The sequence below is a fragment of the Mycobacterium asiaticum DSM 44297 genome (assembly GCF_000613245.1).
Taxonomy (GTDB): domain Bacteria; phylum Actinomycetota; class Actinomycetes; order Mycobacteriales; family Mycobacteriaceae; genus Mycobacterium; species Mycobacterium asiaticum.
The window spans coordinates 312428-325987 of the sequence record NZ_HG964937.1; the positions used below are offsets into that span (position 1 = coordinate 312428).

General features: G+C 66.3%; 11 protein-coding genes and 1 tRNA gene. 6 read left to right on the plus strand and 6 right to left on the minus strand.

Going from position 1 to position 13560, the window contains the following annotated elements; translation table 11 throughout:
• Together BN972_RS11985 and BN972_RS11990 are read right to left on the minus strand one after the other, a co-directional pair.
• Positions 1 to 357 (minus strand): DUF3817 domain-containing protein, encoded by a 357-nt coding sequence (locus BN972_RS11985; protein ID WP_036357948.1) that lies wholly within the window; start codon positions 355 to 357, stop codon positions 1 to 3.
• A complete protein-coding gene (locus BN972_RS11990) occupies positions 354 to 746 on the minus strand; it encodes a hypothetical protein (RefSeq protein WP_036360705.1) in 393 nt (130 codons plus the stop codon). The genes BN972_RS11985 and BN972_RS11990 overlap by 4 nt, the downstream gene beginning before the upstream one ends.
• Positions 747 to 807: 61 nt before the next feature.
• On the opposite strand from BN972_RS11990, the gene BN972_RS11995 reads away from it, so the two are divergent.
• Positions 808 to 891 (plus strand) — tRNA-Leu (locus tag BN972_RS11995).
• A 22-nt stretch (positions 892 to 913) separates the two neighbouring features.
• Here BN972_RS11995 and BN972_RS12000 read toward each other — a convergent pair.
• Positions 914 to 1129: a DUF3072 domain-containing protein gene (locus BN972_RS12000; protein ID WP_036357950.1), complete on the minus strand. Its 216-nt coding sequence runs from the start codon at positions 1127 to 1129 to the stop codon at positions 914 to 916.
• 86 nt (positions 1130 to 1215) lie between these two features.
• Between BN972_RS12000 and BN972_RS12005 the strand changes: the two genes are divergently transcribed.
• From BN972_RS12005 to BN972_RS12025, 5 genes are all read left to right on the plus strand, one after another.
• Positions 1216 to 1836 (plus strand): TIGR03085 family metal-binding protein, encoded by a 621-nt coding sequence (locus BN972_RS12005; RefSeq protein WP_036360706.1) that lies wholly within the window; start codon positions 1216 to 1218, stop codon positions 1834 to 1836.
• Between the two features lie 89 nt (positions 1837 to 1925).
• Positions 1926 to 2639 carry a TetR family transcriptional regulator gene (locus tag BN972_RS12010; RefSeq protein WP_051545393.1) on the plus strand — a complete coding sequence of 238 codons (714 nt, stop codon included), beginning with the start codon at positions 1926 to 1928 and terminating at the stop codon, positions 2637 to 2639.
• A complete protein-coding gene (locus BN972_RS12015; protein ID WP_036357952.1) occupies positions 2639 to 5227 on the plus strand; it encodes an ABC transporter ATP-binding protein/permease in 2589 nt (862 codons plus the stop codon). The genes BN972_RS12010 and BN972_RS12015 overlap by 1 nt, the downstream gene beginning before the upstream one ends.
• Complete coding sequence (locus BN972_RS12020; RefSeq protein WP_036357955.1) at positions 5224 to 6972, plus strand: ABC transporter ATP-binding protein; 1749 nt, start codon at positions 5224 to 5226, stop codon at positions 6970 to 6972. The genes BN972_RS12015 and BN972_RS12020 overlap by 4 nt, the downstream gene beginning before the upstream one ends.
• A gap of 53 nt (positions 6973 to 7025) precedes the next feature.
• A complete protein-coding gene (locus BN972_RS12025; protein ID WP_036357958.1) occupies positions 7026 to 8102 on the plus strand; it encodes a phosphotransferase family protein in 1077 nt (358 codons plus the stop codon).
• Positions 8103 to 8104: 2 nt separating this feature from the next.
• On the opposite strand, the gene BN972_RS12030 is transcribed toward BN972_RS12025, so the two are convergent.
• The 3 genes from BN972_RS12030 to BN972_RS12040 are packed head-to-tail and all read right to left on the minus strand — an operon-like array spanning position 8105 to position 13451.
• Positions 8105 to 11413: a helix-turn-helix transcriptional regulator gene (locus BN972_RS12030; RefSeq protein WP_036357961.1), complete on the minus strand. Its 3309-nt coding sequence runs from the start codon at positions 11411 to 11413 to the stop codon at positions 8105 to 8107.
• Between the two features lie 50 nt (positions 11414 to 11463).
• Complete coding sequence (locus tag BN972_RS12035; RefSeq protein ID WP_036357964.1) at positions 11464 to 12285, minus strand: mycofactocin-coupled SDR family oxidoreductase; 822 nt, start codon at positions 12283 to 12285, stop codon at positions 11464 to 11466.
• Entirely contained in the window at positions 12282 to 13451 is a 1170-nt protein-coding gene (locus BN972_RS12040) for an acyl-CoA dehydrogenase family protein (protein WP_036357967.1), read from the minus strand. The genes BN972_RS12035 and BN972_RS12040 overlap by 4 nt, the downstream gene beginning before the upstream one ends.
• Between the last annotated feature and the right edge of the window lie 109 nt (positions 13452 to 13560).

Sequence of the window (13560 nt, forward strand, 5' to 3'; positions counted from 1 at the left end):
TCACAGGTCGAAGCGCGCTTTGATGTCCTTGGTTTGGCGGTGCTCGACGATGATGCCCAGCAGCGGAACCGTGCCGGCCAGCAGCACGCCGATGGTCTTGCCGATCGGCCAGCGAACTTTGATCGCCAGATTGAACGCCGCGAGCACGTAGACGAAGTACACCCAGCCGTGCACGACTTCGATCCACCGGATCTCGCGGTGATAGACCAGGTGCGACACGATCTCGCCGCACAGCGCGATCAGCCAGATGCCCGTCGCCCACGCCATCACGCGGTAGGCGAGCAACGCGGTCCGGATCTTCTCGATCGGGAAGACCGGGGCGTTGCGCTCGGCTTCGGGTGTCTCGGGTGCACTCATGCAGTGGTCCTGTTCTGCTTCTCGGCGTCGTTCTTGGCAAGCTCGGCCAGGTACGCGTTGTACTCGCGCAGGGCGGGATCATCGGGTTGCTGCTGGGCCGGCTTCGGCCGCTCGGGCAACAAGCCGGGAGGGATCTCGGTGTCCGCGTGGCGGTTCCCCGGCTCGGGCGGTGCCTCCTCATAGCGGACGAAATTCCGGTAGGCGTACACGCAGAACCCGGCGAACAGCGGCCACTGCAGCGCGTAGCCCAAGTTCTGGTAGGTGCCCGACACCGACTGGAATCGGGTCCACTGCCACCAGCCCAACGCCAGGCAACCGCAGGCCGCAACGATCACCAGAATGATCGCCGCGACGCGGCGGTGGCGTCGTAGCGGGGCGGGGGTGGACACACCATGACGGTACCGCGCGGTGGTCATGCGGGCGTTGTGCGCGCGTAGGATCGCTAGTCGCGCGGGCGTGATGAAATTGGCAGACATGCCGGCTTTAGGTGCCGGTGCTCGAAAGAGCGTGTGGGTTCGAGTCCCTCCGCCCGCACCGATGCCGGGGCTAGCCGGGCCTAATGGGCACCCCGGCCCGTCTGCTGCTGCAGCTCGTCGATCAACTCCGACGCTTGCGCCTTCGTCAGATCGTCCGGAACTTCCCGGCCGGCCTCCTGCGCCAACGTGCTCACATAGCTGCGCTGCGGGCCGGTCATCGGCTCGTCGCCGGTCACCCAGTTCGACGGGTCCTTTTCGGGGTTCTCCTGCGGTGCTGGTTGCGCGTTGCTACTCATACCAGCGCGGATAACCATCGCACATACATTCGAAACATGTGGTGTGCGGCACGATGGTGGTCGAAGCCCGAACGATTGGAGACGAAGTGTCCGTTGCACGACGTGAGCGCGCCGCTCTGGTAGAGACGATGCTTGCCGCGGGCCCCGATGCGCCCACCCTGTGTGAAGGTTGGCGCACCCGCGACCTGGCGGCTCATCTGGTGATCCGGGAGCACCGCATCGACGCCGGACCGGGCATCCTCATTCCCTTCTTCGCCGGCCACACCGAGAAGTTGCAGAACAAGGTCGCGGAGAACACCGACTGGGAGGAGTTGGTCGGCAAGATCGCGGCCGGCCCGCCCGTCTACTCACCGTTCAAACTGCTCGATCCGGTCGCCAATGTCGCGGAAATGTTCATCCACCACGAGGACGTACGCCGCGCCGGAACGGATTGGGAACCAAGACAACTCGAGCCCAAGCTGGTCGCCGGACTGCAGCGGACCCTGGGGCTGATGGGGCGGCTGACGTTGGCGAAGGTGCCCGGTCGCGTCGCGCTGCGCACCACCGACGGCAAGACGGTGCTGATCGCCGGTCAAGGCCCGGCCGTCACGGTAACGGGTGCGCCCGAGGAGTTGCTGCTGTTCGCGGTAGGCAGGACGGCCCGGGTCGACTTCGACGGCGACGAGCAGGCGATCTCCGACGTGCAGAACGCACCCAAGAGTCTCTAACGGGGACAACGTCCGACCAGCCCGTTTGACGCCGTGTAAGGTAACCCTTAGTTTACGGGGGTAACTTTCTGCGTCGAGGGGTCAGCCGGGTGAAAACCATTGCTCAGCGCACCGGCGGTCGTCCGGCGCTCATCGCGCTGGACGACGTGCTGCGGGTGGGCCGTGAGCTGGGTATGCAGCGACTCAGCATCAACGCCGTCGCCGGCCGGCTCGGTGTTTCGGCCACCGCTCTGTACCGGCACGTCGAAAGCCGTTGGGCGCTAGAACGTTTGGTCGGCGAAAGTCTGCTGGCCGAACTCGAGCTGACGGACGAACCGGACGAGAACGTCGAGCAGCACCTGCTTTCTTTCGGACTCCAGCTATGGCGCTTCACCGTCGACCACCCCGGACTGGCGTCCTATATGCAGGTCTTGTTCCCCCGCGGCGACACCGGCATGGGGTTGCTGATCGCCGAAGTCGACGCCCTTGGCGGGCGCGGGTACGCCAAAGACGCGGCCATTGTGGTGGCCAGTGCCGTGGCCACGCTGGCGATCAGCTTGGCCGCCCGGGAAGAGAGCAATGCCAGCACTACCGGCGGTGAACAGGCCGACCGGTTCGTGCAGGAGCGCGATGCCGCCAATCGGCGCCTGGCCGATGACGAACGGCTGGGGGCGGCCCACCTCGGCCTGCCCGAGCTGTCCAGTTCGCAATACGTGCGGCTGTTGCTGGCCGCGTCGATTCGGGGTCTGGTCGGAGAAATCCCCCCGGGCCGCCCGATCATGGAAGTCGTGGCGGCCCACACCGCCGCGGGAGAGGATCGTTGATGGCACGCGGGTTCTCGGGTGCGATGCTCAAAGGCTTTGGTGCGCGCGACCATATGGCGACGGTGACCGAAACCGTAATGATCGCACCGCATTTCATCCGGATCAGGATGGAGTCCCCGACGCTGTTCGAGGACACCGAGGCGGAACCGGCCGCGTGGCTGCGGTTCTGGTTCCCCGATCCGAAGGGCTCCAAGACCGAATTCCAGCGCGGCTACACACTTTCCGAGGCGGACCCGGCGAGTGGCCGCTTCGCGGTCGACGTGGTGCTGCACGAACCCGCGGGCCCGGCCTCGACCTGGGCGCGCACCGTCCAGCCGGGCGCCACCATCGCCGTCACCTCGCTAATGGGCTCCACCCGGTTCGACCCGCCCGACGAGCAGCCCGCCGGCTACCTACTCATCGGTGACTCCGCGTCGATCCCCGGCATGAACGGCATCATCGGGACCGTCCCCAAGGATGTCCCGATCGAGATGTACCTCGAGCAGCATGACGACAACGACATCCTGATCCCCATCTCCGAGCATCCCCGCCTGCGGGTGCACTGGGTCAGCCGGCGGGACGACAAGTCGCTGGCCGACGCGATCGAAACTCGTGACTGGTCCAACTGGTATGCCTGGGCCACCCCAGAAGCCAACACGCTCAAGCACGTTCGTAAACGGCTCCGGGACGCGTTCGGGTTTCCGAAGTCTGAGGTTCATGCGCAGGCCTACTGGAGCGCCGGCAAGGAAATGGGCACCCGTCGCGGCGAGGAGCCAGACACCGCCGACCACAACGCTGACGAACAGCCGGAAACCCCTGCCGCACAGACCGAGACAGCACCTCCGGTTCCGGCCGCCCGCGGCAGCTGGCGTGCGCAAGCGGCGGGCGAGTTGCTGGCCCCGCTGCGCTCGGCGCTGATCGTCTCCGGGGTGCTCCAAGCCATCATCACGCTGGTGCAGCTGGCGCCGTTCGTGCTGCTGGTCGAACTGGCGCGGTTGCTGATCTCGGGCGCCGACGAATCCCGGCTGTGGAACCTGGGGATCGCGGCCGTCTCGCTGCTGGGATTGGGCACCCTGCTTGGTGCTGCACTCACCCTCTGGTTGCATATCGTCGACGCGCGGTTCGCCAGTGAGCTGCGTTCGCGGTTGTTGGGCAAGCTATCTCGATTGCCGCTCGGCTGGTTCACCGCGCGCGGATCGGGCTCCATCAAACAACTGGTCCAGGACGACACCCTCGCACTGCACTACCTGGTCACCCACGCCATCCCGGATGCGGTCAACGCCGCCGTCGCGCCGGTGGCGGTGTTGTTGTACCTCTTCGTCGTCGACTGGCGGGTAGCGCTCGTGCTGTTCGGACCCGTGCTGGTTTACCTGATGACCTCGTCGGCCCTGATGGTGCAGTCCGGTCCGCGGATCGCCCAGTCCCAGCGCTGGGCCGAGAAGATGAGTACCGAAGCCGGTGCCTACCTGGAAGGCCAACCGGTGATCCGCGTCTTCGGCGGGGCCGCCGCCTCGACATTCCGGCGCCGCCTGGACGAATACATCGGATTTCTCGTTGCCTGGCAGCGTCCGCTGGCGGGCAAGAAGACCATGATGGACCTGGCCACGCGTCCATCAACGTTCCTGTGGCTCATCGTCACGGCCGGCACCCTGCTGGTGGTGACGCACCGGATGGACCCGGTGGATCTGTTGCCGTTCCTGTTGCTGGGCACCACGTTCGGCACCCGGTTGCTCGGTATCGGCTACGGCATCGCCGGCATTCGCGGTGGCACGCTGGCTGCTCGGCGCCTCCAAAACGCGCTCGCCGAGCCCGAACTCGCGGTCGAGGACCGACCCCGCGAACCGTCCGACGCCGCTACGGTCGTGTTCGACCGGGTGAGCTTCGCCTACCGCCCCGGTGTCCCGGTGATTCGTGACGTCTCGCTGCAACTGCGGGCGGGCACGGTCACCGCGCTCGTCGGCCCCTCGGGTTCGGGTAAGTCGACGCTGGCCGCCCTGCTGGCCCGCTTTCACGACATCCAGCAGGGGTCGATCCGGGTGGGCGGACAAGACATTCGGACCTTGACGGCCGACGAGCTGTACACCCGCGTCGGTTTCGTCTTGCAGGAGACCCAACTCGTGCATGGCACCGTCGCGGAGAACATCGCGCTGGCCGTGCCCGATGCCACCCTCGCGCAAATCCAGGATGCCGCCCGCGAGGCCCAGATCCACGACCGCATCCTGCGCCTGCCCAACGGCTACGACACCGTGCTGGGCGCCAGCGCCGCCCTCTCGGGCGGGGAGAAGCAACGTTTGACCATCGCGCGCGCGATCCTGGCCGACACGCCGGTGCTGATCCTCGACGAGGCCACCGCCTACGCCGACCCGGAATCGGAATATCTTGTGCAGCAAGCGCTGAACCGGCTTACCAGAGACCGGACCGTGCTGGTGATCGCGCACCGGCTGCACACCATCACCGGGGCCGACCAGATCATCGTGCTCGACCACGGCAGCATCGCCGAGCGCGGTACCCACGACGAATTGCTGGCCGCCGACGGCCGCTATCGCAGACTCTGGGAGACCGGACGACCCGTGTCCGCATCGATCGCAGGACAGGGGGCCAGCCGATGATCCGCACCTGGATCGGCCTGGTGCCGGCGGACCGCCGCGCCAAAGTGCTGCACTATGCAGTGCTCACCTTGCTCTCGGTGGTGGTGCGTGCGGTGGACACCGTGTTGCTGGTCCCGCTGGTGGGCGCCCTGTTCAGCGACTCGCCGCAACGGGCGCTGGTCTGGCTGGGCTGGCTCACCGCCGCCACCGTGCTTGGCTGGGTCATCGACACCACCACGGCCCGAATCGGTTTCGATCTGGGTTTCGCCGTCCTGGACCACACCCAGCACGACATCGCCGACCGGCTACCCGAAGTGCGGCTGGAGTGGTTCACCGCCGAGAACACCGCAACCGCACGGCAGGCGATCGCCTCGACCGGACCGGAGCTGGTCGGGTTGGTGGTCAACCTGCTGACCCCACTGCTCAGCGCGGTGCTGCTGCCCGCCGTGATCGCGCTGGTGTTGTTGCCGATCTCCTGGCAGCTGGGCGCTGCAGCGCTGGCCGGTGTGCCGCTGCTGCTCGGAGCGCTGTGGGCATCAGTCCGGTTGTCGCGCAAGGCCGACGCCGCGGCGGGGGAAGCCAACAGCGCACTGACGGAACGCATCATCGAATTCGCCCGCACCCAGCAGGCGTTGCGCGCCGCGCGGCGCGTCGAACCAGCCCGCAGCCTGGTCGGCGACGCGCTGAGCGCGCAGCACAGCGCGATGATGCGGCTGCTGGGCATGCAGATTCCGGGCCAGCTGTTGTTCAGCATCGCCAGCCAGCTGGCGCTGATTCTGCTGGCCGGCGCCACGACGGCGCTGACGGTTGGCGGCACGTTGTCGGTTTCCGAGGCCGTTGCGTTGATCGTGGTGATGGCACGCTATCTCGAGCCGTTCGTCACCGTGAGCGAGCTCGCGCCGGCACTGGAAACCGTTCGCGCCACACTCGACCGCATTCGGTCGGTGCTGACCGCGCCGGCCCTGGGCGCCGGAGCGGCCGCCCTGCGCGACCCCTCCGCGGCGCCCCGCATCCAATTCGACGACGTCTCTTTCAGTTACGAGGGATGCCGGGAAGGCGGCGCTCTGGTACTGGACAAGGTCAGTTTCTCGTTGCAGCCAGGCACGGCCACCGCGATAGTGGGGCCGTCCGGATCCGGCAAGAGCACCATCCTTGCGCTGATCGCCGGACTGCACCAGCCGACCGGTGGCCGGGTGCTCATCGACGGGGTGGATGCCACCACATTGGACGCCGGTGCCCGTCGGCGCGCCAGCAGCGTGGTCTTCCAGCACCCGTACCTATTCCACGGCACGATCCGGGAGAACGTGCTCGCCGGTGACCCCGAAGCCGACGATGAGCGGTTCGCACGCGCCGTCCGACTTGCCCGCGTCGATGAGCTCACCAACAGACTGCCGGACGGGGTGGACTCCATTGTGGGCGAAGCGGGCTCGGCGCTGTCCGGTGGGGAACGTCAGCGGGTCAGCATCGCCCGCGCCCTGCTGAAGGGCGCACCGACCCTGCTCGTCGACGAGGCGACCAGCGCCCTGGACAACGAAAACGAAGTTGCCGTGGTCGAGGCTCTGACGGCCGACCCGCATTCGCACACCCGGGTGATTGTGGCGCACCGGTTGGCCAGCATCCGGCACGCCGACCGGGTGCTGTTCCTGGAGAACGGTCGGGTGGTCGAGGATGGCGGTGTCGACGAGTTGCTCAGTGCCGGAGGACGTTTCAGCGAGTTCTGGCGCCAGCAGCACGAGGCCGCGGACTGGCGGATCCTGGCCGATTAGGTCCGGCAAAGGGGCCTGCCGGAAGCTCATGCGGTATGTCTTACAGTTGTGATATGAGTGCCTTGTTGTCCATTCCGCGGTACCCCGCCGACGTCACGCCCGAGTGGTTGTCGACAGCGCTGAGCCACCGGGGCACCCCGGTCGAGGTGGCGCAGGCCGACGTGGTGGCGATCGGTACCGGACAAACCGGGGCCACCTACCGGGTGACGGCCACCTACCGGACCGATCCGGGTGATCTCCCGCAGACCTTCGTGATCAAGCTCCCGGCCCAGGACGATGCGGTGCGCGACCGCGTCGTCTTCGGCTATCGCAGTGAGTGCGCGTTCTATACCTCGGTGGCAGACCGGGTAAGGGTGCCGGTACCCGACTGTTTCTATTGCGAAATCACTGATGATGCTATGGAATACGCGCTCTTGCTGGCTGATCAGGCGCCCGCGGTGCAGGGCGACCAGCTCGCCGGTTGTGGTGAGCAGGAGGCGCGGCTGGCGGTGACGGCGCTGGCCGGGCTGCACGGGCCCAGCTGGTGTGATCCGGTGTGGCTGGATCTGCCTGGCATCGCCTTCGGACGTCCCGACGAGAATTCCGCCAAGGGCCTCGGCGACGTGGCGCAGATGAGCGCCGATATCACCCTGGACAAGCTGGGTGACCGGATGACCGCGCCGGACCGCGAGACCTTCACCGCCACAATGGGGTTGGTGAGGCCGTGGTTGCTTGCCGAGCGGGACCGCTTCGCGCTGCTGCACGGTGACTACCGGCTGGACAACCTGTTGTTCGATCCCGAGCACATGCGGGTGAGCGTGGTGGACTGGCAGACCCTCGGTATCGGTCTGCCGGCAAGGGATCTGGCTTATTTCACGGCGACCAGCCTCGACTCCGAACTACGTAAAGCCATCGAGGCGGATCTCGTCGACGACTACCACCGGGCACTGCTCGGGCACGGTGTCACCGGCTACGACCGCGAAACCTGCTGGCGTGATTACCGACTGGGCATGCCGCACACCGTGCTGATCTCGGCGCTGGGCTTCGCATTCGCGACCGCCACCGAGCGTGGCGACGACATGGTGCTGACCATGCTGCGGCGCGGGTGCGAGGCGATTCGCGACTTGGGCACGCTGGATCTGATCGGTTGAGCTCAGGTCCGTCGTGCCGCTTCTTGCGCCAATTGCATTCGCGACGTGAGTCCCAGCTTGTTGTATACGTGCGTCAGGTGCGTCTGAACCGTTCTCGGCGAGATGAACAATCGACTGCCAATATCTTTATTGCCTAGACCTTCGCTGACCAGCCGCACGATGTTGAGCTCGGTCGGAGTTAGCGAATCCCAACCGCTGGGCGGTCGTTTCCGTTCGCCGCGGCCGCGCTGCGCGTACGCGATCGCCTCATCGGTGGACAGCGCTAGGCCGGCGGCCCACGCCTCGTCAAAGGCGCTTATGCCCAGTGCATTTCGCGCCTCGTCTAGCGATTCGTGGTAAGGGGCATCGTAGACTCGGAAGCGAACGATTGCGGTACGTTCCCGAATCGCTTGTGCTGCCGCGTACAGCCGCGTCGACTCCAAGTGGCTGCCCGCTGCGTTGGTCAGCGTGGCCAGTATCTCCAGCAGATCCGGGACGAACAGGAGAGTGCTCATCTCGGCGGCGCGCGCCAGCGCCTCGTGTGCGTCACGTTCCGCCTGTCCGAACTCGTTCTGCGCTAATGCGACCCGCGCCCGGGTGGTCAGTGCATGTACCGAGAACCAGCCGACCGCTGTGTCCACATCCGCATCTGCGTGACGGCGGGCTGTTGCGTGGTCACCTTGGGCCAACGCGGTCTGGGCGGCAGGCTTGGCGACGGTAGTGGCCAGCCACGGCCAGCCACTGAGGCGCTCGACGGTGGCGTTGCTGGCCTCGACAGCCTGCGCCACGTCGCCGTCGGCAAGAGCGGTGACAGCCAGCGCAGCGTAACCAATGCCCTCCGTGTAGCCGCCGAGTTCGGCAGCACGGCTTAATGATTCGAGCACGATGGATCGGCCCTCAGCGGCTCGTCCGGTGTAGGCCAGTACCTGGCCAAGAGCCGTGCGGGCGTTCACTTCCCAGACCAGCGCGTGTGCCAGGTCCGCTTCGATCATCAGCTCACGCAACTGCTTCTCGGCGCCCACGAGGTCGCCGCGCGCCGATTGCGCCCCGGCCAGACACCAGCGGCATGCTCGTGAGTAGCCTTGGTCGCCGATCTCATCGGCCAGGGCGCGACCCTCCTCCGCGGCCGCGATTCCGTGGTCAAGGTCCCCCGAGCCGACGGCGGCCATGAGTGCCTGGAAGTACAGGACCTGGCTCAGAAGCCAGCGGTCATCCATGCCGCGCGCCAACTCGGCGGCTTCCGACAGGATCGGACCGGACTGGTTGGCGTCCCACGCGGTGACACGTCCGAGCGCAGCCAAGGTGCGGGCTAACAACGCCGGATCGTCAAGTTCGCGCGCGATCGCCACCGCGTGGCGTGCCGACTCGGCGCATTCGGCCGTGCGCATGTTGTCCAGGTATGCCTTATCGGCCAACGCTCGTGCCAGGTTGGTGGGTGTCACCTCAGTGGAGGCGGCACGTGCCAGTCCGATGTCAAGCCAATCCCTTCCTTCTTTGAGGAGTCCCCGTGTCAACCAGAGCGCCTGCAACGATGTCGCCAGCCGTAACGCGCTGTCGATGTCGGAGTTTTCTTCGCTCCACGCGAATGCGGCACGCAGATTGTCAATCTCGGCTTCTGCCCGGTTCAGTTGTAGCGCCAGGTTCTTGGTCGCGGGAGCTTCCAAGGCCGCGGCCAGCGCGGTGTAGTAGTCGCGGTGGCGGTCTCGCACGGCAGCGCTGTCCGGCGACTCGGTCAGCTTTTCTTGGGCATACTGGCGGATCGTTTCCAGCAGCCGGTATCGGGTTGTGCCCCTATCGGTTTCGGCAATCACCAGCGACTTGTCGACGAGCAGAGCCAACACATCCAGCACCTGATGGCGCGCCAGGGTGCGGTCGCTGAGAACCTCCTGGCAGGCCGTCAGGTCGAATCCGCCCAGGAATACGGCCAATCGGCGGAACAATACTCGCTCGGGCTCTGTCAACAGATTGTGCGACCAGTCCACGGATGCCTGCAGCGTCTGCTGGCGGCGCACCGCGGTTCGCGAGCCTCCGGTCAACAATCGGAACCGGTCCCTGAGTCCCGCAAGGATCTCCTGTGGCGACAGAGCGCGCATTCGCGCCGCGGCCAATTCGATTGCCAGGGGCATGCCATCGAGGCGGCGGCAGATCTCCACAACGACATCGGAGTTGTCCTCACGGACCGAGAAGCTGGGCTGTACTTGACGCGCCCGATCACCGAACAGCTGGACCGCGTCGTCGGCAAGCGACAGCGACGGCACCCGCCAGGTGACTTCACCGGGTACACCAATCGGCTCGCGACTGGTCGCCAGCACCGAGAGTCCGGGACAGCCACCGATGAGCGCGGTAACGAGCTCGGCGGTCGCGTCGAGCAGATGCTCGCAGTTGTCCAGTACCAGTAGCATCTTTCGCGCGCCGATGAACTGCAGCAGCTTGGTCTGCGCAGACCGACCTGGCTGGTCCGGTAGACCTAGTGCCCGCGCCGCGGTGATCGACACCAGGTCGGGGGTGACGATTGGGGCCAGGTCGACGGACCACACACCGTCCCGGAATTCAGCAGTCGCGGCCGCGGCGACCTCTACCGCCAAGCGGGTCTTGCCCACTCCGCCGGCCCCCGTGAGCGTCACCATCCTGTTTTCGGCAAGGACTTCGCGCACCGAGGACATTTCCGCCGCTCGTCCGACGAAGCTGGTGAGTTGGGCCGGAAGGTGCTCAGCCACAGCGGTTTCGCGTAATCTGAGGGGCGCGAACTCATTACACAGATCGGGATGGCAGAGTTGTACGATGCGTTCCGGCCGGGGCAGATCCCGCAAGGGGTGGGTGCCCAGATCAGCTAGCCACGCGTCCGCCGGAAGGGAGTCGGCGACCAAATCGCTGGCGGTGCCGGACAGAACGGTTTGCCCGCCGTGGGCGAGCTCGCGCACCCGCGCTGTGCGATTGATCGTCGGTCCCACGTAATTGTTCTCATCGCGCAGTTGCACCTCGCCGGTATGGATGCCGATACGCAAACGCAAGGGTGCCAGCGGAGCTCGTTGCAGCGCCAGCGCGCACGCCACGGCGTTCGATGCGCGGTGGAAGGCAAGCACGAAGCTGTCGCCTTCACCCTGCTCGGTCGGGCGCACCCCGCCGTGCGCGCTGACGAGCCCGGCCAGTGTCCGGTCGAGGGCGGCGATCGCGGCGGTCATCTCTTCGGGCCTGGACTGCCACAGTTGCGTCGATCCCTCGACGTCTGCCAGCAGCAACGTCACTGTTCCGGTCGGGAGATGCGCATTCATGGCGGCATCGCTCCAGTCAGAGGCGGCCAGTCGATCGATCTCGCTCATGCTATCCAGCATGCAGCCGACGACGCCTGGAAAACATACGCGTCTGCGCGTATTTCACCCTGCTAGTACTGGGTGGATCCCTGATCGACGGGGATCTTGGCAGCGGTGATGTTCCGCGATTCGTCGCTGGCCAGCCAGCAGACGGTGTCGGCGATGTCCTCCGGTTCGGCGGACCAACTGGGCAGGAACGGCGTCAGCATGTTGGACAGTTGCGGGTTGGTTTCCATGGCTTTGCCCATGGCAGAGATCATCTGGCCGCTACCCATCGGCGAGTTCACCGGCCCGGGGTGGACGCTGTTCACCCGGATCGAATGCTTGCCCAACTCGGCGGCGAAGGCGCGAGCCAACCCGGTGACGGCATGCTTGCTGGCGGTGTAGTGCACCATGAACGGCTGCATCTTGGCCCCGGCCGCGGAACTGATCAGGATGATCGACCCACCCCGGCCGCCCTCGATGATCTTGTCCGCCCCAGCCATCACGGTGTTCCAGGTGCCGGTGACGTTGATGTCCATCACATCGCGGAAGTCTTGCGGGGTGATCTCGTTCCACGCTTGTGGCGCCGAAATGCCCGCGTTGGCAACGATTATGTCCAACCGGCCGAGCTGCGCGACGCCGTCGTCGACGACCCTGCGGAGCGCCGCGAGGTCACGAGTGTCGGCGGTGGCGGCGATGATCCGCCGCCCGGTCTGTTCGACGAGGCGGACGGTTTCGGCCAGGTCTTCGGGCGTGGCGGAATCGTAGGGGACACAGGGCGGCAACTCGCCGGCGATGTCGACGGCGATGATGTCCGCGCCCTCGCTGGCCATCCGAACGGCGTGTGCCCGTCCCTGGCCCCGCGCGGCCCCGGTGATGAATGCGACCTTGTCCTGCAGTCGGCCGGTCATCGCTGCGCCGCCTTGACCAGGTTCGCGCCGATGATCAGTTGCTGGATCTCGCTGGTTCCCTCGTAGAGACGCAGCAGGCGAACATCGCGGTAGATCCGTTCGACCGGCACTCCGCGCATGTAACCGCTGCCGCCGTGGATCTGCACCGCGAGATCGGCTACCTTTCCGGCCATTTCGGTGCAGAACAGCTTCGCGGCCGACGGGGCGATCCGCCGGTCGGAGTTGTTCACCCACTGGCGTGCGGTGTCGCGGACCAAAGCCCGGCCGGCTAGCACCCCGGTCTGCTGGTCGGCGAGCATCGCCTGCACCAATTGGAAGTTGCCGATCGGCGTCCCGCCTTGGGTGGCGGTCGCGGCGTAGGCCACGGATTCGTCGAGCGCGCGCTGCGCGGCACCGACGGCGATCGCAGCGATATGCACCCGGCCGCGGGCCAGCGAGGTCATGGCGGCGCGGTACCCGATGTCCTCGCTGCCCCCGATCAAAGCTGTGTGGTCCACACGGACGTCGTCGAAGCTGACGTCGGCGGTCCAGGCGCCCTCCTGACCCATCTTGGCGTCCTTGGTGCCTACTGACACGCCCGGCGCATCGGCGGGAACCAGGAAGACGGCGATGCCGGGGCCCTGGTCATCGGCGGGCCGGGTGCGGGCGAACACGACGAACAGGTTGGCGGTAGGGGCGTTCGTGATGAAGCGCTTCTGTCCCGAGATTAACCAATCTTGGCCGTCGCGAACGGCTTTGGTCTTCAATCCGGCAGGATTGGAGCCGGCGCCCGGTTCGGTGAGCGCGAACGACGCGACCACATCACCGGAGGCAATACCTTCCAGCCAGCGTTGTTTCTGCTCGTCGGTGCCGAAGCCGACGAGGACCTGTCCGGCAATGCCGTTGTTGGTGCCGAACATCGACCGCACCGCGAGCGAGGTGTATCCCAACTCCATCGCCATTTCGACGTCCTGAACCAGGTTCAGGCCCAGCCCGCCCCACTCCTGCGGGATGGCGTAGCCGAACAGGCCCATCTTCTTGGCCTGGTCGCGAAGCTCGTCAGGCACCCGGTCCTCGTCGAGAATCTCCTGCTCCCGCGGGACGACCGCGGTACGGACGAAGTGGCGGGTCTGCGCCAGGATCTCCTGGAAATCCTCGTCGGCGACTTCGGCAACCTCAGCCGTCATTGCTTGGTGCTCCTTGGGGCCGGGCGGGTGATTAGCAATATCATATATGAAATATGATGTTGGACGGACGGGTGCCCGAAGGCGGGCCAACCATGACATGTAGGGGTGC